The following is a 21,652-nucleotide window of genomic DNA, read 5'->3' on the forward strand; positions in this document are numbered from 1 at the left end:
CTGTTCACCTTGCCTTCCCAACCGGCGGCTCCAGGGCGCCGAGGCGACCGCGGGACGGCGCGGGCAGTGGCCCCGTGATGGCGCGGGCAGTGGCCCCGTGACGGCGCGGGCAGTGGCCCCGTGACGGCGAGAGAGCTGCCATGAAGGGCTGAGCGGCCTTTACGCGCGGGCGTCGGCGCCGGGAGCCGTACCGGCCTCGGCGCCCGCGCGGAAGGTGCGGCGGTAGGCGGTGGGGGAGACGCCCACAGCCGCCTGGAAGTGCTGGCGCAGGGACGCGGGGGAGCCGAAACCGGCCTCGCGCGTCACCTGGTCCACCGACAGATCGGTGCCCTCCAGGAGATGACGGGCCCGCTCGACCCGCTGCTGGGTCAGCCACTGGCCCGGACTGAAGCCGACCTCCTCACGGAAGCGGCGGGTGAACGTCCGTACGCTCATCGACTCCTGGGCGGCCAGCTCCCGCAGCGAGATGGGCCGGTCGAGCCGGCCGAGCGCCCAGGCGCGGGCCGCCGTCGTGGTGGCCTGTTGGGCCTCGGGCAGCGGGCGCGGGATGTACTGGGCCTGGCCGCCGTCGCGGTGGGGCGGCACCAGGCTGCGCCGGGCCACGTCGTTGGCGACGGCCGTGCCGTGGTCGCGCCGCACCAGATGCAGACACAGGTCGATCCCCGAGGCGACACCGGCCGAGGTGAGCACATCGCCGTCATCCACGAACAGCACGTTCGGATCGACCTTGACGGTCGGGAAGAGGCGCTGGAAGTGGTCGACGCTGGACCAGTGGGTGGTGGCCGGGCGGCCGTCGAGAAGCCCGGCGGCGGCCAGTACGAACGAACCGGTGCAGATGGACACCCAGCGCACGCCCGGCCGGGCGTGGGCCAGCGCGGCGCCGAGCGGCTCGGTCATCCGGCCCTTCTCGTGGACCGGGCCGAGTTCGTACGAGGCGGGCACCACGATGGTGTCGGCCTCGGCGAGGGCCTCCGGGCCCTGCTCCACGGCGATCGGGAAGTCGGCGTCCGTGGGCACCAGACCGGGCTCGGGGGTGCAGGTGACCACCTCGTACAGCCGCCGGCGGTCGGCGGAGCGGGCCTTGCCGAAGATCCGGTACGGAATGCCCAGCTCGAAGGGGATCACGCCGGGGAGGGCGAGGACGGCGACGCGATGGCGCGCGTCGGCGGTCCAGGGCGGAGAGTGGAGCGGGGATTGGGGCTGAGACTGGGGCGGGGATTGGGGCTGGGGTGGGGACACTTCCGGCCTCCCGTCGTTCGGACCGGCCCGAAAGGGCCGTGGCCCGATCCTAGCGAATACTGTCCCTCGGGCCACTCGTCCGTGCCGACCCGCTGCCCGATGCTGGTCCGGTGACGCAGACGACCGAGCTCTCCGAAGCCCCCGAACAGGACGAACAGCCGGAACAGCCCGCCCGGCCCGCACGGCGGGCCCTCCTACGCCTACCGCACCGCGCCTGGTCGGTCGCCGCCATCGCCTTTGTGACGATCATCGGCGCGGCCGGATTCGCCTCCCTGCCCGGTCTGCTCATCGACCCGCTCCACGAGGAGTTCGGCTGGTCGCGCGGCACGATCGGGTTCGCGGTCTCCGTCAACCTCGCCCTCTATGGGCTCACAGCGCCCTTCGCGGCCGCCCTGATGGATCGCTTCGGCATCCGTAAGGTCGTCGCGGCCGCGCTCGTCGTCATCGCGGCCGGTGGCGGCCTTACGGTCTTCATGAGCGAGCCCTGGCAGCTCATCCTGTGCTGGGGTGTGCTGGTCGGCCTCGGCAGCGGCTCCATGGCGCTGGCCTTCGCCGCGACCGTGACCAACCGGTGGTTCGTGGCCCGGCGCGGGCTGGTCACCGGCATCCTCACGGCGGGCGGGGCCTCCGGGCAGCTGATCTTTCTCCCGCTGCTCTCCTGGATCGTCGAACGGCACGAATGGCGGCCCGCCGCGATCACCGTCTCGGTCGCCGCGCTGGTGATCGTCCCCCTCGTCTGGCTGCTGCTGCGCGACCACCCCTCGGACGTGGGCCTCCCCGCGTACGGTGCCGACGGGCCGCCCGCCCCGCGGCCCGCACCCCGGCGCGGCGCGGCCAGGCGGGCCGTCAAGGCCCTCGCCTCGGCCTCGCGCACCGGCTCCTTCTGGCTGCTCGCGGGCGCCTTCGCGATCTGTGGCGCCTCCACGAACGGCCTCGTCAAGACCCATTTCGTGCCCGCCGCGCATGATCACGGCATGCCGGTGACGGCCGCCGCGAGCCTGCTCGCCGTCATCGGCGTCTTCGACATCGTGGGGACGGTGGCCTCCGGCTGGTTCACCGACCGCTTCGACGCGCGACGGCTGCTGGCCGTGTACTACGCGCTGCGCGGGCTCTCCCTGATGTTCCTGCCGATCCTGCTGGACGACGCGGTCCATCCGCCGATGCTCTTCTTCATCGTCTTCTACGGTCTCGACTGGGTCGCCACCGTCCCGCCGACGATGGCGCTGTGCCGGGAGCAGTACGGGGAGGACAGCGCGATCGTCTTCGGCTGGGTGCTCGCCTCCCACCAGGTGGGGGCCGGGGTCGTGGCCTTCGTGGGCGGCGCGGCGCGGGACGCCTTCGGCACGTACGACCTGGTCTGGTACGGCGCGGGCGCGCTGTGCGCGATCGCCGCGCTGATGTCGCTGGTCATCCAGCGCGTCCCGGGCGCGAAAACCGCGTCGGCGACGGTCTAGAGGCGTCCGGCGGAGCTCGGCGCCTGCGGTGGGCTGTTCCCCGCCCCGCCCCGCCCCTTCCCGGCACCTGACGATCCGCGGCTCCGCCGTGTGGGGGCTCCGCGGCGTGGCCCGCCGGACACCCCGTGAGGCCGCGCGGGCTTACGTAAAAGGGCGGCCTCAGGGCAGCGCCGTGAACCCCCCGAAGGAGCCGCGGTGGAAGAGCAGCGGCCCCGAGCGCGCCGCGGGCTCGTCCATGCCCAGCGCCCGGACGCGGCCCACCACCACCAGATGGTCGCCGCCCGTGTGCACGGCGTGGATCGCGCAGTCGATCCACGCCGGGACGTCCGCGAGCCGCGGTGAGCCGGTGACCGGGGACGCTTCATAGCGGACGCCCGCGAATTTGTCGGGGCGCCGGGAGCCGCTGACCGCGAAGGAGCGGCACAGCTCGCCCTGGTGCGCGCCCAGGACATTGACGCAGAAGACGCCCGCGCGGGCGATGCGCGGCCAGGTCGTGGAGGTGCGGGCGACCATGAAGGCGACCAGCGGCGGGTCAAGCGACAGCGAGGCGAAGGACTGGCAGGCGAAGCCGGTCGGTCCGTTCTCGTCGACGGTGGCGATCACGGTGACCCCGCTGGCGAAGTGGCCCAGGACACTGCGGAATTCGGCCGGGTCGACCGGGGGCCGCTCATCGTCGCGCACACAGCGCAGCTCCGGCGGGGGCAGCGGGTCGACCGGTCGTACGGAGGCGGTCGGCGAGCCGACCGCCCGGAGGTAGCGGACGGCGGTGGCGGCCATACCGGCGTGTCCCATCATGGCCCCGTCCCCCTTTCTCGCTTGCTCGGATTTCTCGCTTACTCGGGTTCTGCCTGGCTGTCTCGGGTTCTCTGACGGCGCGGTTCCTTTGCGGCCTCAGCGGCGGCCTCGACGGCCTCAGCGGCCTCGACGGCCTCAGCGGCCTCGGTACCCGGGCGGCCGGCGCTCGATGAACGCGCGGACGCCCTCCTGAGCGTCGGCCGTGGTCATGTTGATCTCCTGCGCCGCCGCCTCGGCGGCGAACGCGGCCGGGCGGTCGGCCTCCAAGGAGGCGTTCACCAGAGCCTTGGTGAGGGCCAGGGCGCGGGTGGGCCCCGCGGCGAGGCGCTCGGCCCAGGCGCGGGCGGTCTTGGTCAGATCGTCGTCCGGGACGACCCGGTTGACCAGCCCCAGCCGCTCGGCCTCGGCGGCGGGCAGCGCGTCGCCGAAGAACATCAGCTCCTTCGCGCGCTGCGGGCCGATCAGCCGGGGGAGGAGATACGCACCGCCCCCGTCGGGGACCAGACCGCGGCGGATGAACACCTCGATGAAGACCGCCGATTCGGCGGCCAGCACCAGATCGCAGGCGAGGGCCAGATGGGCGCCGAGCCCGGCCGCGGTGCCGTTGACGGCGGCTATCACCGGCTTCTCGCAGTCGAGGACGGCGGCGATGAGCCGCTGCGCTCCGCCGCGGATCAGCCGGGCGACATCGCCCGCGACCCGTTCCGCCCCGTCGGATGCGCCGCGCAGATCCGCTCCCGCGCAGAAACCCTTGCCGGTGGCGGTCAGCACGACGGCCCGGACGGCCGGGTCGGCGGAGGCGTGCTCCAGCCGCGAAATCAGGTGTTCTCGCTGGTCGGGGGTGATGGCGTTCATCGCCGCGGGGCGGTTGAGCGTGATCCACGAGACGCCGTTGTCAGTGGTGTGCCGTAGAACGGAGTCACGTGAGTCTTCAAGGGGGGCAGAGGTCATGGCAACGCTCCATACGTCAGCGGCAGATCGCCAGGGCGTCCAGTGCCACGGCACCTTGGCCACGTTCCAGCACCATCAGCGGATTGACGTCCAGTTCGGCGAGGTGGTCCCCGAGCTCCAGGGCCATGCGCTGGACCCGCAGCACGACCTCCACGAGCGCGTCCACATCGGCGGGGGGAGCGCCGCGCACACCGTCGAGGAGGGCGCGGCCGCGCAGTTCGGCGAGCATCGCGCGCGTCTGGTCCTCGCCGAACGGGGGGACGCGTACGGCGGTGTCACGGAGGACCTCGACGAGCACGCCCCCTATACCGACGGTCACGGTCGGGCCGAAGAGGGGGTCCTGGCTCATGCCGACCACCATCTCCACCCCGCGCTCGACCATCTGGCAGACCAGCACCCCGTCCAGCTCGACGCCTTCGTAGCGGGCGATGTCGGTGAGCTCCCGATAGGTGTCGCGGACCTGGCTGGCCGAGGTCAGTCCCAGCCGGACCAGCCCCAGTTCGGTCTTGTGGGCGAGCTGTGGCGCGGACGCCTTCATGACCACGGGGTAGCCCACAAGACCGGCGGCGCGGACGGCCGCGGCCGCGCTGGTCACCAGTTGCTCGCGCGGCACCCGGATGCCGTACGCCCGCAGCAGCTGTTTCGCCGCGTGCTCGCTCAGGCGGTCTCCTGGGCGCAGCAGATCGCGCACCTTGCGCAGCGAGGGGGACGGCGTGCGCGGGGCTTCCTCGAACGGGGAGCGGTAGCTGGCGGTGAAGCGGTGGTGCCCCAGATAGGCGCGCACGGCGGTGATGCAGTTGGCGAACGTCCGGAAGGTGGCCACGCGGGAGGAGCCCAGCAGGGTGGTGCGGTAGGCGTCCTCGGTGCCGACCGGCGAGCCCCACACCACGCACACCAGCTTGTCCGTCTGCTCCGCCGCGTCCACCAGATCCTGCGCCAGCTTGTCGCTCATCGGCGGGAAGGGGCCGGTGATCGGGCAGATCAGCACGCCCACGGAGGGATCGGCGAGGAGCGCGTCGATGATCTTCCGGCCGCGCCAGTCGCCGACCGGGTGGCCGCCGTTGTCCACCGGGTTGGCGACGCTGAGCTCGCCGGGTATCCACTGGTGGAGCTCGGTCTGCTTCTCGGGAGAGAGGGCGGGCAGGGTGAGGCCCGCGGCGGTGGCGAGGTCGGAGAAGTGGGCCCCGGTGCCCCCGGAGATCGAATACACCACGACGCCCTCGGCGAGCGGCGGGCGGGCGCGGGCGAGCAGCGCCGCCGTGTCCTGCAGCTCGTCCAGGCCGTCCACGCGGATCACGCCGAACTGCCGCATGGCCGCGTCCACCACCGCGTCCGAGCCGGTCAGCTTGCCGGTGTGGGAGGCGGCCGTGCGGGCGCCGGTCTCGGTGCGGCCGACCTTCACGGCGACGACGGGCACCTTGGCGCGGGCGGCCCGGTCGGCGGCGAGGAGGAAGTCGCGGCCGTCCTTCAGCCCCTCCGCGTACAGGGCGATGGCGCCGACCTCGGGCCGGGTGGCGAAGTAGGAGATGAAGTCGGAGGTCTCCAGATCGGCCTCGTTGCCGGTCGGGGCCCAGTGGCTGAGCCGGATGCCGAGCTCCTGGAGGGTGAAGACCGGTCGGCCCTGGTGGCCTGACTGGGTGATGAGGGCGATGGCGGGCCCGTCGAGGTCGTCGCGGAACTTCTCGAAGGCGTTGAGGTTGGTGTTGGGGCCGAGCAGCCGCAGCCCGGCGCCGCGGGCCGCGGCGGCCAGCCGGGCCTGCGCGGCGGCTCCCTCGGGGCCGGTCTCGGCGAAGCCGGAGGCGAAGACGACGGCGAACCTCACCTTGCTCCCGTCGAGTTCCTCGATCACCGGGAGCGGGTCGCGGACGAGGAGGACGGCGAGGTCGACGGGTTCGGGCAGCGCGGCCACGGACGGTACGCACGGAATGCCGAAGACGGCGGGACGGGAGGGATGCACGGGGTGCAGCCGGGCGCCGACGCGTTCGGCCCAGGCCAGGAGCTGGCGGGTGATACCGGTGTTGGGGCGGCCGTCCGTGTCGGAGGCGCCGATGAGGGCCACCGACTCGGGATGGAAGAAGCGGTCCAGATCGGGGACGGTGGACGTCAGGGGGCGCCCGCTGACGTCCACGTCGTCCACGCCTTCGGCGGTCCCGCCCGCCGCGGCCCTGCTGTGGACATGCACGGCGGGGCCGGGGGCCTGCCCGCAGGCGACGGCGCGGGCATGACGGGAGTTGGTGGTCAGGGTGCCGTAGGTCGATCCAAGCATCGGTATCCGCCACTCCTGCTCGTTGGCCAATAACCGGGTAGGTGACCAGGGGATTCGGCGTCGGCCGCCGCAGCAAACCTGACGCCAAGTCACATTACCCAGTAGTCAGGTTACTGAACTGACGGCCTGTCAGGAATGCTCGGGGCGAGGGGAACACGCAGGGTGACGGCGGGGCCGGTGGAATCGCGGCCCGTCCCGCCCCGTCCCGCCTCGCTGTCATGCCGTCGTGCGGGCGACCGTCTTGGCGATCTTCCGGGCGTCGATGGCCAGCTCGCGCAGCATCCCGCTGATCGGGTTCGTATAGCCCGTGAAGTGCAGTCCCGGTGCGCCCTTCAGGGTCCGTCGGCCGTGCGGGAGGGGGCGGCCGCGACCGTCGAGCACGCCCAGATGGCCGACCAGTTCCTCCAGGCCGCGCCGGTAGCCGGTCGCGGCGATCACCACCTCGGGGCTGATCCGTGAGCCATCGGCCAGGACCACCTTGTCCAGATCGAAGGAGTCCACCGCCGGGACCACCTCCACCCGTCCCGTCCGCACCGCGTCGACCAGCCCCACGTCCTGGACCGGGATCGCGCCCTCCCGTACGCGGGTGTAGAGCCCGGTGTCGGGCCAGGGCAGGCCGTGCTCGGTCAGATCCGGCATGCTCACCCGGCACATCACCCGCGCCGCCCGGTCCACCGCGCGCCGCGGCAGCCTGCGCACCAGGATGCCGGTGGCCTGTGCGGGCCACCCGGCCGTCGAGCGGCGCAGGATGTGCGGCACGGTGCGGATCGCCAGCCGCACCCGGGCCGCGCCGCCCTCGATCAGATCGACCGCGATCTCGGCGCCGGTGTTGCCGACGCCGACCACCAGGACGTCACGGCCCTCGAAGGGGCGGGCGTTGCGGTAGTGGGCGGCGTGCAGCAGCTCGCCGGTGTAGCCGGCGCGACCCGGCCAGTCCGGCAGCCGTGGGGTGTGGTTGAAGCCCGTCGCGACGACGATCACGGGCGAGGACAGCGCACGGCCGCCCGTGGCGCGCAGCACCCACTCCGTGTCGTCGGACGACCGGTCGATGCGGGAGACCTCGACGCCCGTGACGATGTCCAGCCGGTGGTGCTCGACGTAGCGCTCCAGATAGCGCACGACGTCGTCGCGCCCGACCCACCGTCCGTAGGACCGGGGGATCGGCAGCCCGGGGAGTGCGGAGAGTCTGCGCGTGGTGTGCAGATGCAGCCGGTCGTAGTGGTTCCGCCAGGACGCGGCGACCGCGTCGGACTTCTCCAGGACGACGGCGCGGATCCCGCGGTGGCTGAGCGCGGCAGCGGCGGCGAGTCCGCCCGGTCCACCGCCGATCACATAGACGGGTGAGGACTTCTCGGGGGAGCGGTCGGCCATGCGGGTGAGCGTAGTCGGGTATTTGACGGGTTTCGGTCAAACGATCCGGTCAAAGTGATTCCGGATGGGTTGCGGAGAGGTCACGGTCGGTTGGCGCCGGACCGTCGGCGCGATGGCCCATCGGTTTCCGTTCCGCCGGCGCGACCTCTTGCGCGGGCCGTGCCCGGCCCATAAAACTGACGTACCGTCAGATTCGCCGGGACGGGAGGGTGGAGGACGATGCGGACGATCGGGCTCGACGGGGCCGAATGGCTCGCCGTACTGCGTATCGGACTCGGCCTGTGGTGGCTCGAGAGCTGGCGGCACAAGGACAAGAAGGACTGGTTCGAGCGCGGCACCGGCATCGGCTGGGCGGTGGGCGTGGCCGCCAAGCACCGCTGGGCGTTCGTCCGCGGCGGCTTCGACACGGTGGTCACACCCCGTCCCAAGGTCATGGCGTACGTCGTCGTCTACGCCGAACTGGCCCTCGGCCTCGGGCTGACGCTCGGCTTTCTGACCCCCATCGCCCTGATCGGCGCGATCGTGCTCAATCTGCTCTATTTCCTGCTCATGATCCACGACTGGGCGGAGCAGGGGCAGAACTCGATGATGGTGCTGATCTCCGTGGTCGGGCTCTTCGGCATGAGCTGGCAGACCTGGTCGCTCGACGAGGCGTGGGGGCTGTTCCTGTGAGCCCGACGCCGCCGCCCGCGGGCGCTCCGCGCTTCGACCTGCCCGAGATCGACGCCTTCACCCGCCCCTACTGGGACGCCACCGCCGAGGGCCGGCTGCTGATCCGGCGCTGCGGCGGGTGTGGCCGGGCTCATCACTACCCGCGCGAGTTCTGCCCGTACTGCTGGAGCGAGAACGTCGCCTGGGAGGCGGCGAGCGGCGCCGCGTCGCTCTATACGTGGTCCGTGGTGCACCGCAATGACCTGCCGCCGTTCGGCACCCGGGTCCCGTACACCGCCGCCGTCGTCGACCTCGCCGAGGGGCCGCGGATGATGACCGAGCTCATCGAGGTACCGGAGAGTGGCCCGCGAGTGGGGATGCGGCTCGGGGTGGCGTTCCGGGCGGCGGGGGCCGGTGAGGCGGCCGAGGGGGGCGTGCCGGTCGTCCCTGTCTTCCGGCCGGTGCTTGCCTAGTCTCACGGCGTGGCCGCCTTACGGCCGCCGTGTTCAACGGTGCACGCCTTACGGTCGGCGTCGCCGTACGGCCGTGCAGCCGTTAGGGCCACAGCAGCTCTCGCCGCCAGCCGCCGGGCTCCCCGGGGTCGCGGCGATAGCGGACCCGTACGTGCCGCCGCCCGGCCTCCTCCTGGTAGAACTCGACCTCGTCGGCCTCCAGGACGTACAGGGTCCAGGTGGGGGCGGTCGCGTCCGATTCGCGTTCGGCCCGTTCGTACGCCGTCTCGAAGGCCCGTAGCAGCTCCTCGTAGGAGCCGAGCACCTCGCTCTGCCGCCCGCTCCCGGCCAGCGCCGCCGCGAACGCCGCGGGGGACCGGCCGCGCAGATCGGCCGCGCTCTCCTCCGGTCCGGCCTCGCCGACCCGCCCGCTGACGCGCACCTGACGGCCCGACCGCATCCAGTGGAACGCGAGCGAGGCGTACGGCTGCTCGGCCAACTCTCGGCCCTTACGGCTGGTGCGATGGGTGCCGAAGTGCCAGCCGCGCTCATCGGCGTCGTGCAGCATCACCGTGCGCTGGGACGGGCGGCAGTCGGCGCCCGCGGTGGCCAGGGTCATGGTGTGCGGCCCGGGTTCACCCGCCTCGGCGGCCTCCCGCAGCCACCGCCGGAAGAGCGGAAGCGGTGCGTCCGGGGCCGTGGCCGGGTCGAAGACGGGCAGTTCGCCCGCATGGGGTACGCGCAGGCCGCGTAGCAGTGCGCGGAATGCCTCATCCTCGTTCTCACTCATCGGCTCCCCATCCGATCACCCATGAGGAGCCGGGGCAAGCGGGCGCGTACGTACGGCCGGGGCGGGCCCGTCAGCCGCGGGCCTGTCAGCCGCGGGCCCGTCAGTCGCGGCCCAGGACCACCGTGCCCGCCGAGCAGAACCAGCCCCCCGTGCCCGACGCCACGGCGAGTTCCGGCAGCCGTCCGCCCGCCTTGCGCACCTGGCGCTCCCCGGCCTCGCCGCGCAGCTGACGCACTGCCTCGACCAGCAGGAACAGCCCGCGCATCCCCGGGTGGCAGGCGGAGAGGCCGCCGCCGTCGGTGTTGGTCGGCAGCTCGCCGTCCCGCGTCAGCCGCCCCTTCTCCGCGAACGCCCCGCCCTCGCCCTTGGCGCAGAAACCGAGGTCCTCCAGCGTCACCAGGGTCATATAGGTGAAGGCGTCATAGAGCTCGGCCACGTCGATCTCCGACGGCTGGACGCCCGCCCGCGCGAAGGCCGCCCGGCCGGAGGCCGCGGCCGGGGAGACCGTGAAGTCCTCCCATTCGGACATGGTGGTGTGCGAGACGGCCGTGCCCGAACCCAGCACCCATACCGGGGGCTTCGCCGTGTCCGGTACGTACTCCTCGGCCGCGAGCAGCACCGCGCAGCCGCCGTCCGAACGGATGCAGCAGTGCAGTTTGGTGAAGGGGTCGGCGATCGTCGGGCCGCTCAGGACGTCATCGATCGTGATCGGTTCGCGAAACATCGCGTCCGAATTGTGCCCGGCGTTGATACGCGCCTGAACGGCGATGTCCGCCAGTTGTTCGAGCGTGGTGCCGTACTCATACATATGGCGGCGCGCGGCCATCGCGTACTTGGCGACCAACGTATGCCCGTACGGGACCTCGAACTGGAGCGGTCCCCGCGCCCCGAAGGAGAGGTTCGCGGTGCGGCGGCCCGCGCGGATGTCGGCGCGGGCGGTGGACCCGTAGACGAGCAGAACGGCGCGGGCGTGCCCGGCGGCGATCGCGTCCGCCGCGTGCGCCGCCATGACCTCCCAGGTGGAGCCGCCGACGGCCGTCGAGTCGGTCCAGGTCGGCCGCAGCCCCAGATACTCGGCCACCTCGACCGGCGCGAGGGTGCCGAGCCCCGCCGAGGCGAAGCCGTCGACGACCGACCGGTCGAGGCCGGAGTCGGCGAGGGCCCGGCGGGCGGCCTGGGCGTGGAGGGCGTAGGGGGTGGCCGTGTCGACGCGGCCGCAGTCGGAGAGGGAGACGCCGACGACGGCGACCTTACGGTTGCGCTGCGCTACGGGCGGCATGAATCTGACGGTACATCAGATTTGCTGGAGCGGAAGGGGCGCAGATGCGAGCGCGCCGAGGTCCAGAGGGAAGGGGGATGGTCCGGACGATCTCCCGTATGGCCGTGCTCGCGTCTTGAGCACAAGCCCCGCCCGGACCACGCGTGAGGCGCCCGGTTACTGCAGGAACTGCCCCACACAAGCGGCGATCGCCACCAGAAGGCTCAGCACTCCGATCACGACCTGCCACCTGTCCGGGCCGGTCCACCGGGCGTCGCTCGTCTCCTGCGTGCTCCGATCGTCCATTACCCCTCCTCGCTCCTCCGACAGGCCCCGGAGGACAGGGCCACCGCCGGTCGGGTCGCGCTCCGGCGGAGGATGCGGGGAGGAACGTGGTGGGGCGGCAGCAGTTTAACCGTGGATGGAGCGGGAGGGGTGGGAAAGTCCCGAGCCCGTCCCTAGTATGACGGCCCGTCAGAAAACGGAGGTGCTCGCCGATGGACACCGCGTTCACCGAGGAACAGGACGAGATCCGCCGTACGCTGCGCACTCTGCTGCGGGAGCGATGCGGGCCGGACGAGGTCAAGGCGGCGGTCCAGACCGCGCCCGGCTATGACGAGGCCCTGTGGCGGCAGCTCGCCCAGACGCTCGGGCTGCCGGGCCTCGCCCTTTCAGCGGTGTACGGGGGCGTCGGCTGCGGCGTCACCGAGCTGGCGCTGGCCTGTGAGGAGACCGGGCGGGTGCTGCTCCCCTCGCCGCTCCTGGCCACCGCCGTGTTCGCCGCGCCCCTGGTCGCCGCGCTCGGGACGGAGACGCAGCGCGCCGAGCTGCTGCCGCGCATCGCGGACGGCGCCCTTACGGCGGCGCTCGCGGTGCCGGGGCGCGCGCTGCCCGAAGCGCTGGGGCTCGTTGGAGCGCGGGACGGCGCGTGGGCCGGTGGGGGGCGCGCGGGGGGTGTCCAGGCGCGCCCGGACAGGGACGGCGGCGCGGGGTGGCGGCTGTACGGGCAGGTGGAGCAGGTGCTGGGCGGGCACAGCGCCGAACTGCTGCTCGTCGCCGCCCGCGCCGGAGGCTATACGCGCGGGCGGACGCTGCTGTTCCTGGTCCGGGCGGGGGCGGACGGCCTGGCCCGCACCCGGCTGACCGCCCTCGACGCGACCCGGCCGCAGGCCCGGATCGAGCTGCGGAACGTCTCGGCCGAGCTGCTGGGGGCGGACGACGGCGGGAGCGGAAGCGGGAGCGGGGAAGCGGTGGCCGAGGCGCTGGCGGCCGTGGGTACGGCGGCCGGGGCCGTGCTCGCCGCCGAAGCCGTGGGGGCGGCGGACGCGGCCCTCACACGGACGGTCGAGTATGTGCGGGCGCGTGAGCAGTTCGGCCGTCCCATCGGCTCCTTCCAGGCGGTCAAGCACCGGCTGGCGGATGTGTACGTCGCGGTGCAGGCGGCCCGCTCGGCGGCGTACTACGCGGCATGGGCCGCGACCGAGGGCGGTGCGGGCGGCACGGAAGCCGCGGTCGCGGGCGGGCTGGCGCTCGCGCAGGCGCTGGAGGCGCAGCGCACGGCGGCGGCCGAGGCGGTGCAGCTGCACGGCGGCATCGGCTTCACCTGGGAGCACGACGCGCATCTCTACTTCAAGCGGGCCGCCTCGGACGAGCTGCTCTTCGGCCCCGGCCACCGGCTGCGGGCGCGGGCCGCGGAACGAGAGGGACTCTTCGGCGCGGCCGATCGCGCTCCTTACGGCGGCCATGAACGGCGTGGCGGGCGCGGGGGGAGCGGCGGAAGCGGTCCCAACGGGGACGGCACGCACGATGGCCCGGACGGGCGCGACGGGCCTGACGGTCGCGATGGGCGCGACGGGCCTGACGGGCCTGACGGTCGCGATGGGCTGCGTAGGGCGGTGACGGCCTGATGGCCGGTTACGGCGTGAAGCTGGTCCGTAAGGTGTCCTCGACCCGCGCCTTCGCCAAGGTCGCGCCCCATGTCATCCCCGCGTTCGACCGCACCGTCCACCGGCTGACCCGCGGCAAGGTGCTGCCGAGCGCGCGGATGCTGCCGGGCGTGATCCTTACGGCGCGCGGCGCGAAGTCGGGGCTTCCCCGCCGTACGCCGCTGGCCTGCATGCCGGAGGACGGCGGCACCTGGATCCTGATCGGCAGCAACTTCGGCCGTCCAGACCATCCGGTCTGGACCACGAACCTCCTGAAGCACCCGGAAGCGGAGATCAGCTGGCGGGGCCGGGACATCGACGTCCGGGCACGCCTGCTGGAGGGCGCCGAACGCGAGGCGGCCTGGGCCGCGGTCCTCGCCTTCTGGCCGCCCTACGCGACCTACCAGTCCCGAGTGGACCGCGAGATCCGCCTCTTCCGCCTCCACCGCGTCGAGGAGGGCTGAGCCGGTCCGTCGGGGCCGTGGTCCGGCGGGTCCGTCGGGGAGGGCTGGGCCGGTCCCTCCGTTTCGGGGGCCCCAGCGCCGCTCCCATCGGGGGTGCTCGACACCCTCCGCCAGGGGTGCCCAGCGCCTCGGCGGGGTCCCCGGTCCCTCCCCCATGGGTGAGCCCGTGAGGGACCGACCAGTGACCGCAAAGAGCCGCGGCGGATCACTGGAGAGTGATCCGCCGCGGCGTGACAGGACATGCGGGCCCGGCCGGGCAGCCGGCCGGGAGGGGCCGGGGAGGGGAGGCCGGGGAAGGGGGCGCGGATTCGTTACTTCGGCGGCTTACGGCCGGTGATGCCGAGGTGGACGAGCCAGGTCAGGCTCGGCCTGAGGTCGGCCTGCTTGACGCCCCAACTCTGGAAGCCCTTCTGGTGCGCCGCGACCGCCGCCAGCATGGCGACCAGCGAGCCCGCGATGGCCCCAGGGTTGAGGTCCCCGTCGATCCGGCCCTTGGCCTGCTGCTCCTTGACGGCATCCGTCAGGGAGTTGGTGACGGAATTGAGGATCTTCATGCGGATCTTGTAGAACCGCTTGTCACCCTCGGCGGCGCCCAGATCGACCACCCTCAGGATGGCGTCGTGTTTGCGCCAGAAGGAGAGGAACCCTTCGACCAGGTCCTCCGCCGTGGTCGCCCCCGACTTGCCGGCCCATGAGCGGTCGGCGACCAGATCGGTGAGGCTCGCGCCCTCCTTCGCCATCTCCTCGGCGAGCTCGAGGACCGCGCCCTCCACATCGGGGAAGTACTGGTAGAACGTCGCAGGCGAGGTCCCTGCCTTACGTGCGACATCGATGACCTTGACGTCTCGATACGGGGAGGTGCTGAGCATCTCGCCGAGGCAGTCGAGCAGCTTCTGCCGCGTCGCCTGCCCGCGACGACCGGCCACCCGCCCGTCGACTGTGCGTACTTGTCCTGTCATGCCGTCAGCTTACCGAGGGGTGATCGGAGCGCGATTCGGCTGCGTGCAAATGGGGTTAGGGCGGGATGGGGAGGTTTGTGAACCTCGCTGAGCTGGTTGGAATGGCTGATTCCGGCCCCTGTCCACAGTCGTCAAGCCCTCAATTACCGCTCACCCACACGTGTGAATCGTGTTATCAACAGCCTGTGGATAACAACGGTGGATGACGAGGTCGGATCCGTCTCCGAGCCAAAAGGATTGGCCAAATATTTCGAGTTCCGGGGCGAGCAGACCGGGCGATCCCCCGTTAGCGTGGCAAGTGAGGTGAACGAACCAAGCGGCTCCAAACACGCGCCAACCATCCCTAACCGGGCTGTGAGTAAGTTCCGAGGTGAGCGGGCTCCAAGGTGAGCGGGCTCCGAGGTGAGCAGGGCCCCGAGGCGAGCAAGTCCGAGGACCGAGGGACGCGGGAGGATCCGGGCCATGGCGGCATTCGCGGAAGGCGTGCCCTGCTGGGCGGATGTGCTGCTGTCCGACCTCGCGGCGGGCCGGCGCTTCTACGGTGAGCTCTTCGGCTGGACCTTCCAGGAGATCGCCACCGAATACGGCACGTTCACCCGGGCCCTCCTGGGCGGTAAGGACGTCGCGGGACTGGTGCCCAAGCCGGACGGCCGGATGCCCACCGTCTGGAACATCTACTTCGCCGCCCAGGACGCCGCCGCGACCGCCGTAAGGATCCGCGAGGCCGGTGGCCGGGTGATCACCCCGCCGGTGTGGATCGACGAGTTCTGCGTCATGGCGACGGCCGCCGACCCAGGCGGCGCCGTCTTCGGGATCTGGCAGGCGGGCAGCCACACCGGCTTCGCGCGGCGCGGCACGCCCGGTTCGTACGGCTGGGCCGAGGTCCACACGCGTCAGCCGCGCGCCGTGGACGCCTTCTACCGGGCGGTCTTCGGCTACGGGATGACGCCCTCCGCGCCGTCTTCCGCGCCGCCGTCCGCAGCGCCCTCCGCGCCGTCTACCGCGCCGCCGTCCGCAGCGCCCTCCGTGCCGTCCTCCACGCCGCCCCCAGGCGCGTCCCCCGCGCCGTCCTCCGCCGAGGGCTCACCGGCCGACGTGGTCCTGTGGACGCCGCGCGGAGAGCCCCCGGATCCCCGTCACGCGATCGGCGGACGCGTCGTGATGGGTGAGGAGTACCCGGCCGTTCTGCCCGCCCACTTCCTGACGTACTTTGTGGTGGCGGATTGCGATCAGGCGCTGCGCACGGCCAACAGGCTGGGCGGGCGGGTACTCAAGACCGCCGAAGATACGCCGTACGGGCGTTTCGCGGTCCTTGCGGACAATCAGGGCGCGGCCTTCGCCGTCATCGACACCTCGGCGGCGGGCTGAACCCGGGGCGAATAACTGGGCGATACGGGCCTGCGGGCACTTGGATGGTCCCCGGTCGAACCGGACGGACCCCGACTCCGTATCGCCCGATGACACGACGATTCGCCCCCGGGTTCGCAACCGCCGCCTTCGCCAGAGAGAATGCAGGATGCGTGCCGCCGGTTGGTTTGTCGGTGAGACGCTGCACGGGGCTGTATTTTTTCAAGCCCCCACGGGGAGGTGGCAGGCAAGTGGTGGAGCAGCTGACGCAGCACGATCCAAGGCGGATCGGCCCTTTCGAGGTGCTCGGACGTCTCGGCGCGGGCGGCATGGGGCTGGTCTATCTGGCCCGCTCGGCATCGGGCCGACGGGTCGCGATCAAGACGGTCCGGACCGAGCTCGCCGAGGACCAGCTGTTCCGTGTCCGATTCACCCGTGAGGTGGAGGCGGCCCGCGCGGTCAGCGGCTTCTATACGGCAGCCGTCGTGGACGCCGATCCGCGCGCCGCGGTGCCGTGGCTGGCCACGGCCTATGTGCCGGCGCCGTCCCTCGAGGAAATCGTCAATGAGTGCGGGCCGATGCCGGCCCAGGCGGTGCGCTGGCTGGCGGCCGGGGTCGCCGAGGCGCTGCAGTCCATCCATGGCGCGGGCCTGGTCCACCGGGATCTGAAGCCGTCCAATGTGCTGGTCGTCGAGGACGGCCCGCGCGTGATCGACTTCGGTATCGCCTCCGGTGTCTCGAACACCCGGCTGACGATGACGAACGTCGCGGTCGGAACCCCCGCTTATATGTCCCCCGAACAGGCGCGCGACTCGCGCAGTGTGACGGGCGCGAGCGACATCTTCTCGCTCGGCTCGACCCTGACCTTCGCGGCCACCGGGCACGCGCCCTTCCACGGCGCCAACCCGGTGGAGACCGTGTTCATGCTGCTGCGCGAGGGCCCCGATCTGGTCGGGTTGCCCGATGAGCTGCGGCCGCTGATCGAGTCGTGCATGCAGATGGAGCCCGAGCGGCGGCCGTCCCCGGCCGATCTGCAGTCCCAGCTGGCCCCGCATCTGTTCGCCTCCAACGCCGACGACAGCGGTACGGCCTCGGCCTGGCTGCCGCCCGGCGCCGTCGCGCTCATCGAACGCAAGCGCAGCGGCCGCAACCAGGTGCGCGGCTCCTCCCGGCCCGCGGCCGGAGGCGGCCGCCCCGGCGGGCACGCCGGAGACGCGGGGAACGCCGGAAGCGCCGCGAGCGCGGGCAGTCGCCCCTCCGCGCCGCTTCCGCCGGAGCGCCCGCCCACGCCGCCGCCCTCGTACCCCCCAGCCGCGGGAGCCGCGGCGGACGGCCATGGCGGGCGGCACGGTGCCGCCCCGGGCGGGCCCGCCGGTCCGAGCGGCTGGGAGCCCGTTGGCGTGGGCGATCCGCGTGGCGGCCTGCGCGCGCCGGAGGCAGCGAGCCCGCCCAGCGCGCTGGGCTCCATCGGGCCGGGTCGGCATGCCGCCCCGTCTGCTGCCCCGTCCGCCGCCGCGTCGGCCCCTGCGCCCGCCCCGGCGCCCCCTGCGCCCGCCCCGGCGCCCGCAGGGGCCGACGGGTCGGTGCGGCTGCCCGGTTCGCAGGTGCCGATCGGCCCGGGGCTCCGGGCCGCCGACGCGCGGGACCCGCAGGCGCAGCACGGCACCGGGCCCGCCACCGGCTGGGTGCGCCCGCCGGCTGGGGTGACGAGCGGAGGGCTGAACGGGGGTGATGGCACGGCCGCCGTTCCGCCGCCGACCCACTCCCCGTCGGCCGAGCCGCCCGAGCCGCCCGGCGGAGCCGGGCACGGCCGCTGGCGCCCGTGGCGGTTCCGCATGTCCAATGACGTATGGGGCACCCCTGCGGTCGCCGGCGAGCTGCTGTACGTGACCTCGTTCGAGGTGCACGCACTGGACGTGGGCACCGGCCGGCGCCAGTTCAAGACGCGCGACGTGGCATGGGCGATGGCCGTGGCGAACGGCCGGATCCACGCCTCCGACGGCCCCACGCTGTACGCGCTGGACGCGGAGGACGGCGCCGAGCGCTGGCGGCTGTCGACCGATGGCTGGGTCTACTCCCTGAAGGTCGACCGCGGCACGGTCGTCACCGGCACGCGCGGCGGTGGCGTCCAGGCGTGGGAGGCGGCCAACGGCGAGCTGCTGTGGGAGATGCAGGGCCTCCAGACCGACTTCGAGACGCCCGAGTCGGGCCCCGCCGTCCACGACGGCACGGTGTACGTGTGGGCGGACGCGCGGCTGCGCGCCCTGGAGGCGCGCACCGGCGCGGAGCGCTGGTCGTATCCGGTGGGCGACGCGGCGTCGTGCGGCGGGGTGCCGCTGCGTCTGCTGGCGGCGCCCGACGGGGTGGTCTACGTCTCGGCGGGCACGCGGGTGCTCGCGCTCGACACCGCCCGCGGGGATGTGCGGTGGCGTTTCGAGGCGCCCGCCGTCTTCCTCTGCGCCCCCGCGTACGCGCCGGGGCCCGCGGTGACCGGCGGCGGAATCTACATCGCCGACTATCTGGGCACGGTGTACGCGCTGGACGCGGCCAACGGCCGCGATCGCTGGCGCATCGCCACCGAGGCCCGGCAGTCGATCGAGCCGGTGCTGGTGGCCGACGGCTCGGTCCATCTGGGCAGCGGTAGCGCGCTCTACACGCTCGACGCGGTCACCGGCACGCCCAAGTGGCGGTTCGCGGCGGGCGGCGAGGTCATCGGTTCGCCGGTGGTCGCCGACGGCCGGGTCCACTTCGGCTCGGCCGACCACTGCCTCTACACGGTGGACGCGGCGGGCGGACAGCTGCGCTGGAAGCTGGCGACCGGCGGTGAGATCACCGGATCCCCGGTGGCCGCCGGGGGCGTGGTGTACGCGTGCAGCAAGGACCGCTGCGTCTACGCGCTGGACGCGGTGAAGGGCACGGGCCAGTCCCGCCCGTCGGGCGGCCGGGCCTGACCGATCCCGGGGCGGGGCGGCGCGACGAGGCGGCGGCGTGGCGAGGCGGCGGCGCGACGAGGCGGCGGCGTGCCGGAGACGGCAGGTCGCAGGCCGTGTCCCTGACAATTGCTGCTACGGTTGCGGGCGTTCATCGACCTCCTGGGAGCCGGGAGGTCGATGGGTAACTCTGCGCGGTCTTCGGGGGAACGGGGTCTGTGATGCGGCGTGGTCTACGGCTGGCGGCCGTGCTCACCGTGGTGCTGGTGGCGCTGACCGGGTTCAAGGGGCGTGGCCATGGCCACGGGGGTGGCGGAGGCGGCTGCTCCAGTTCGTCCTCGCACCACTCGTCCGGGTCGGGCTCCGATTCCGGTTCCGGCTCGGGTGGTTACTCGGACTCCGACGACGAGGGCTCCACCACCGGTGCGGGCTCCGGCGGCTCGCGCTACCGCGACTACGACGATGACGACTACGGCGACAGCGCCTCCAGCGGTTCCTCGGGCGGCTCGGCGTCGTCCTATGAGCCCCAGGCGACGGTCGTCACCTGTGCCGAAAAGGGCAAGGACGCCGAAAAGGGCAAGGACGAGAGCGGCCGTCCGGCGGCGACCGTGAAGGTGCGCAACCGCTCGGGCTCCGCCGACACATACCTCGTGGAGATGAACTTCCAGGACCGGGACGGTGTGACCCGCACCTCCGGCCGCGCCGATGTGCGGGTCCCCGCGGGGAAGTCGCGGACCGTAAGGGTGCCGCTCGACGATCCCTCGGCCGTGGGAACCGTGGTGCGGTGTGAGGTCGTCTCCGTCCTCTGAGAGCCGGGACTGGCGCGCTGACATGTGACTTTGGGGTAGGAAAACCCGTTGCTAGGGTGGCGTGCACTTGTCAACAGGCTGCATTTGGCTTGAATGTGCCTTTCAACGGGGGTAATACCATGCAACGCCGCTCCATGCGCATATGCGCTGTCGCCCTGGTCGGGCTCATCGCGCTGACCGGCTGCGGAAAGAAGAAGGGCGGTAGCCACGACGGCGGCCTCGGGGGGTTCGTCTCGGGCGGGAGCGGGGGCAACGACAACCCGGCGTCCGGCCCCACCGACCTCCCCAGCGGCATACCCACCGATCTGCCCAGCGGCGCGCCCTCCGATCTGCCGTCCTACGACGCCCCCACGCCCTCCTACACCTACTCCGCGCCGCCCACCTACAACTCGGACGGCACGAACGACATCACCGCCACCGGCTGCGACTACGACGAGTCGACCCGTTCGTTCCAGTACACCCTCAATCTCAGGAACCCCGAGACGCAGTCCATGCACTACTCGATCAGCATCGAGTGGGAGGACCAGAACGGCGGCAGCCTGCTGGGCTCCGACTACAAGTCCGTCACCGTGGCGTCCGGCAGCAGCCAGACCCTCAGCGCCACCTCCTATCGCACCCTCACCGAGCAGACGTCCTTCACCTGCAAGGTCACCTCGGCGCTCAAGTACCCGAGCTCCACCTGAGGCCCGAGCCGATCGATCCGGGGCGGACGGCCTCAGCGGGTACGGAAGCCGGGCGTGCGGGCCGCGAAGAGCGCGGCCTGGCGCCCCGGCGGCAGATTGCCCAGCGCGATCAACTGCGGGGCCTGTGCGAGCGCCTGGGCCAGCGCCGTCTCCTTCGCCGCCCATAGCGCCCTTACGGTGCCCTGCACCGCCTCCGTCGGGTACGACGCGATGACCGACGCGGCACGGATGGCCGCCGTAAGGGCTTCACCGGCCGGGGTCACCTCGCTGACCAGGCCCGTCTCATACGCCCGTCGGGCCGAGAGCCGCTCCGCCGTCCCCATCAGGGCCATCCGCGCGACCTCGCCCATGGGCATCCGCTGCGCCATATAGACGGCCTCGTAGGCGCTGACCATCCCATAGCTGGTGTGCGGATCGAAGAAGGTCGCCGTCTCGTCGGCGACGATGAACTCGGCCTCGCCCAGCAGATAGAACGCCCCGCCGCAGGCCATCCCGGCCACCGCCGCGACCACCGGTTTCCACAGGTCGTTCGCCTTGGGCCCGACGGTGCGCAGCGGATCGTCCATCGCGTAGGGCGACGGCGGCTGCGCGACCTCCACCGAGCGGTCGATGCCGGTGCTGAAGGCCCGGCCGCCCGCGCCGGTGAGGACGACGGCCCGGACCGCGTCGTCCCGGCGGAAGCGCCGCCATACGGCGGTGAGTTCCGAGGCCGTCTCCAGGTCGATGGCGTTGTGCCGTTCGGGCCGGTCGAGGGTGACGACCGCGACGCCGTCCTGCTCCACCCGTATGCGGACCGTCATGGCCGCTCCAGCAGCCAGCGCACCACCGTCAGCCCGCCGTCCGTCTCATGGAAGGCGGCCTTCACGGGCGCGCCGACGCGGATCCGCTCGGGCGGGACCGAGTTCAGCGCGGCGTCCGCGGCGGCGACCAGATTGCCCACCAGCCGGATGCGCGGGGCGTCCGCGAGCTCCACGAGGACGACGTTGTACGGCGCCTGTGCCGCGTAGGCGGGCAACAGCGGGGGATGGGGCAGCACATACGACCAGATCCGGCCACGGCCGCTCATCTTTTTCCACAGGCTCTCGAAGGACTGGCAGCGAGGGCAGCAGGGCCGGGGCGGGAAGCGCGATTCGCCGCAGTCGGCGCAGCACTGGACGCGCAGTTCACCGCGCGCCGCGTAGGCGAAGAAGGGCGCCCCGTCGTCGTCGGGCACGGGCGCCAGCAGCCCGTCGGCCCGGTCGCCCCCGCCGCTCGCGGCCATGGTCGTGGTCGTGGTCGTGGTCGTGGTCGTTTCGGTTTGTGTCATGC

20 protein-coding genes are annotated in these 21,652 nt (G+C 72.5%); 9 read left to right on the forward strand and 11 right to left on the reverse strand.

Annotated elements, in window-relative coordinates; genetic code table 11:
* Positions 1-159 precede the first annotated feature (159 nt).
* On the reverse strand, positions 160-1,239 hold the full coding sequence (locus tag J2Z30_RS15885; protein WP_078956725.1) for a GlxA family transcriptional regulator: 1,080 nt from the start codon (positions 1,237-1,239) through the stop codon (positions 160-162).
* 110 nt (positions 1,240-1,349) lie between these two features.
* Here J2Z30_RS15885 and J2Z30_RS15890 point away from each other — a divergent pair, with 110 nt between their 5' ends.
* Positions 1,350-2,693, forward strand: a complete 1,344-nt coding sequence (locus tag J2Z30_RS15890; RefSeq protein WP_044571516.1) for an MFS transporter — start codon at positions 1,350-1,352, stop codon at positions 2,691-2,693.
* 159 nt (positions 2,694-2,852) lie between these two features.
* On the opposite strand, the gene J2Z30_RS15895 is transcribed toward J2Z30_RS15890, so the two are convergent.
* The 4 genes from J2Z30_RS15895 to J2Z30_RS15910 form a co-directional block, all read right to left on the reverse strand.
* Positions 2,853-3,470: a flavin reductase family protein gene (locus J2Z30_RS15895; RefSeq protein ID WP_044581571.1), complete on the reverse strand. Its 618-nt coding sequence runs from the start codon at positions 3,468-3,470 to the stop codon at positions 2,853-2,855.
* A gap of 153 nt (positions 3,471-3,623) precedes the next feature.
* Entirely contained in the window at positions 3,624-4,439 is an 816-nt protein-coding gene (locus J2Z30_RS15900) for an enoyl-CoA hydratase/isomerase family protein (protein ID WP_044571515.1), read from the reverse strand.
* 16 nt (positions 4,440-4,455) lie between these two features.
* Positions 4,456-6,705, reverse strand: a complete 2,250-nt coding sequence (locus J2Z30_RS15905; protein WP_044571514.1) for an acetate--CoA ligase family protein — start codon at positions 6,703-6,705, stop codon at positions 4,456-4,458.
* A gap of 216 nt (positions 6,706-6,921) precedes the next feature.
* On the reverse strand, positions 6,922-8,076 hold the full coding sequence (locus J2Z30_RS15910; protein ID WP_044571513.1) for a flavin-containing monooxygenase: 1,155 nt from the start codon (positions 8,074-8,076) through the stop codon (positions 6,922-6,924).
* A gap of 219 nt (positions 8,077-8,295) precedes the next feature.
* Here J2Z30_RS15910 and J2Z30_RS15915 point away from each other — a divergent pair, with 219 nt between their 5' ends.
* Positions 8,296-8,748, forward strand: a complete 453-nt coding sequence (locus J2Z30_RS15915; RefSeq protein WP_044571512.1) for a hypothetical protein — start codon at positions 8,296-8,298, stop codon at positions 8,746-8,748.
* The gene (locus J2Z30_RS15920; RefSeq protein ID WP_308279937.1) at positions 8,745-9,200 is read left to right on the forward strand and encodes a Zn-ribbon domain-containing OB-fold protein; all 456 of its coding nucleotides are present in this window, start codon (positions 8,745-8,747) and stop codon (positions 9,198-9,200) included. The genes J2Z30_RS15915 and J2Z30_RS15920 overlap by 4 nt, the downstream gene beginning before the upstream one ends.
* A gap of 82 nt (positions 9,201-9,282) precedes the next feature.
* Here the strand turns inward: J2Z30_RS15920 and J2Z30_RS15925 are convergent, their stop codons facing one another.
* From J2Z30_RS15925 to J2Z30_RS50925, 3 genes are all read right to left on the reverse strand, one after another.
* Positions 9,283-9,969 (reverse strand): pyridoxine/pyridoxamine 5'-phosphate oxidase, encoded by a 687-nt coding sequence (locus J2Z30_RS15925; RefSeq protein WP_044571504.1) that lies wholly within the window; start codon positions 9,967-9,969, stop codon positions 9,283-9,285.
* A 100-nt stretch (positions 9,970-10,069) separates the two neighbouring features.
* Positions 10,070-11,248 carry a thiolase C-terminal domain-containing protein gene (locus J2Z30_RS15930; RefSeq protein ID WP_044571502.1) on the reverse strand — a complete coding sequence of 393 codons (1,179 nt, stop codon included), beginning with the start codon at positions 11,246-11,248 and terminating at the stop codon, positions 10,070-10,072.
* 156 nt (positions 11,249-11,404) lie between these two features.
* Complete coding sequence (locus J2Z30_RS50925; protein ID WP_269146248.1) at positions 11,405-11,533, reverse strand: hypothetical protein; 129 nt, start codon at positions 11,531-11,533, stop codon at positions 11,405-11,407.
* 191 nt (positions 11,534-11,724) lie between these two features.
* Between J2Z30_RS50925 and J2Z30_RS15935 the strand changes: the two genes are divergently transcribed.
* Complete coding sequence (locus J2Z30_RS15935; RefSeq protein ID WP_044571501.1) at positions 11,725-13,134, forward strand: acyl-CoA dehydrogenase family protein; 1,410 nt, start codon at positions 11,725-11,727, stop codon at positions 13,132-13,134.
* Positions 13,134-13,616 (forward strand): nitroreductase family deazaflavin-dependent oxidoreductase, encoded by a 483-nt coding sequence (locus tag J2Z30_RS15940; protein ID WP_044571499.1) that lies wholly within the window; start codon positions 13,134-13,136, stop codon positions 13,614-13,616. The genes J2Z30_RS15935 and J2Z30_RS15940 overlap by 1 nt, the downstream gene beginning before the upstream one ends.
* A gap of 311 nt (positions 13,617-13,927) precedes the next feature.
* Here the strand turns inward: J2Z30_RS15940 and J2Z30_RS15945 are convergent, their stop codons facing one another.
* On the reverse strand, positions 13,928-14,575 hold the full coding sequence (locus J2Z30_RS15945) for a TetR family transcriptional regulator (RefSeq protein ID WP_044571496.1): 648 nt from the start codon (positions 14,573-14,575) through the stop codon (positions 13,928-13,930).
* Between the two features lie 462 nt (positions 14,576-15,037).
* Between J2Z30_RS15945 and J2Z30_RS15950 the strand changes: the two genes are divergently transcribed.
* The 4 genes from J2Z30_RS15950 to J2Z30_RS15965 all read left to right on the forward strand — a co-directional run bounded on the left by J2Z30_RS15950 (position 15,038) and on the right by J2Z30_RS15965 (position 20,344).
* Entirely contained in the window at positions 15,038-15,943 is a 906-nt protein-coding gene (locus tag J2Z30_RS15950; protein WP_044571494.1) for a VOC family protein, read from the forward strand.
* Positions 15,944-16,173: 230 nt separating this feature from the next.
* Positions 16,174-18,873 carry a serine/threonine-protein kinase gene (locus J2Z30_RS15955; RefSeq protein WP_044571492.1) on the forward strand — a complete coding sequence of 900 codons (2,700 nt, stop codon included), beginning with the start codon at positions 16,174-16,176 and terminating at the stop codon, positions 18,871-18,873.
* A gap of 200 nt (positions 18,874-19,073) precedes the next feature.
* Positions 19,074-19,661 carry a hypothetical protein gene (locus tag J2Z30_RS15960; RefSeq protein ID WP_044571490.1) on the forward strand — a complete coding sequence of 196 codons (588 nt, stop codon included), beginning with the start codon at positions 19,074-19,076 and terminating at the stop codon, positions 19,659-19,661.
* 134 nt (positions 19,662-19,795) lie between these two features.
* Positions 19,796-20,344 (forward strand): hypothetical protein, encoded by a 549-nt coding sequence (locus J2Z30_RS15965; RefSeq protein ID WP_245388052.1) that lies wholly within the window; start codon positions 19,796-19,798, stop codon positions 20,342-20,344.
* Positions 20,345-20,376: 32 nt separating this feature from the next.
* On the opposite strand, the gene J2Z30_RS15970 is transcribed toward J2Z30_RS15965, so the two are convergent.
* Together J2Z30_RS15970 and J2Z30_RS15975 are read right to left on the reverse strand one after the other, a co-directional pair.
* The gene (locus J2Z30_RS15970; RefSeq protein ID WP_044571480.1) at positions 20,377-21,144 is read right to left on the reverse strand and encodes an enoyl-CoA hydratase/isomerase family protein; all 768 of its coding nucleotides are present in this window, start codon (positions 21,142-21,144) and stop codon (positions 20,377-20,379) included.
* A complete protein-coding gene (locus tag J2Z30_RS15975) occupies positions 21,141-21,605 on the reverse strand; it encodes a Zn-ribbon domain-containing OB-fold protein (protein WP_044581570.1) in 465 nt (154 codons plus the stop codon). Before J2Z30_RS15975 ends, J2Z30_RS15970 begins: the two co-directional genes overlap by 4 nt.
* Between the last annotated feature and the right edge of the window lie 47 nt (positions 21,606-21,652).

This window comes from Streptomyces iranensis (genome assembly GCF_017874715.1).
GTDB lineage: Bacteria > Actinomycetota > Actinomycetes > Streptomycetales > Streptomycetaceae > Streptomyces > Streptomyces iranensis.

Excerpts from the sequence above, each read along its gene's own strand:
- J2Z30_RS15895 (WP_044581571.1), bottom strand. The coding sequence starts at position 3,470 with ATGGCCGCCACCGCCGTCCGCTACCTCCGGGCGGTCGGCTCGCCGACC.
- J2Z30_RS15900 (WP_044571515.1), bottom strand. The coding sequence starts at position 4,439 with ATGACCTCTGCCCCCCTTGAAGACTCACGTGACTCCGTTCTACGGCAC.
- J2Z30_RS15905 (WP_044571514.1), bottom strand. The coding sequence starts at position 6,705 with ATGCTTGGATCGACCTACGGCACCCTGACCACCAACTCCCGTCATGCC.
- J2Z30_RS15910 (WP_044571513.1), bottom strand. The coding sequence starts at position 8,076 with ATGGCCGACCGCTCCCCCGAGAAGTCCTCACCCGTCTATGTGATCGGC.
- J2Z30_RS15915 (WP_044571512.1), top strand. The coding sequence starts at position 8,296 with ATGCGGACGATCGGGCTCGACGGGGCCGAATGGCTCGCCGTACTGCGT.
- J2Z30_RS15925 (WP_044571504.1), bottom strand. The coding sequence starts at position 9,969 with ATGAGTGAGAACGAGGATGAGGCATTCCGCGCACTGCTACGCGGCCTG.
- J2Z30_RS15930 (WP_044571502.1), bottom strand. The coding sequence starts at position 11,248 with ATGCCGCCCGTAGCGCAGCGCAACCGTAAGGTCGCCGTCGTCGGCGTC.
- J2Z30_RS50925 (WP_269146248.1), bottom strand. The coding sequence starts at position 11,533 with ATGGACGATCGGAGCACGCAGGAGACGAGCGACGCCCGGTGGACCGGC.
- J2Z30_RS15935 (WP_044571501.1), top strand. The coding sequence starts at position 11,725 with ATGGACACCGCGTTCACCGAGGAACAGGACGAGATCCGCCGTACGCTG.
- J2Z30_RS15940 (WP_044571499.1), top strand. The coding sequence starts at position 13,134 with ATGGCCGGTTACGGCGTGAAGCTGGTCCGTAAGGTGTCCTCGACCCGC.
- J2Z30_RS15945 (WP_044571496.1), bottom strand. The coding sequence starts at position 14,575 with ATGACAGGACAAGTACGCACAGTCGACGGGCGGGTGGCCGGTCGTCGC.
- J2Z30_RS15950 (WP_044571494.1), top strand. The coding sequence starts at position 15,038 with ATGGCGGCATTCGCGGAAGGCGTGCCCTGCTGGGCGGATGTGCTGCTG.
- J2Z30_RS15960 (WP_044571490.1), top strand. The coding sequence starts at position 19,074 with ATGCGGCGTGGTCTACGGCTGGCGGCCGTGCTCACCGTGGTGCTGGTG.
- J2Z30_RS15965 (WP_245388052.1), top strand. The coding sequence starts at position 19,796 with ATGCGCATATGCGCTGTCGCCCTGGTCGGGCTCATCGCGCTGACCGGC.
- J2Z30_RS15970 (WP_044571480.1), bottom strand. The coding sequence starts at position 21,144 with ATGACGGTCCGCATACGGGTGGAGCAGGACGGCGTCGCGGTCGTCACC.
- J2Z30_RS15975 (WP_044581570.1), bottom strand. The coding sequence starts at position 21,605 with ATGGCCGCGAGCGGCGGGGGCGACCGGGCCGACGGGCTGCTGGCGCCC.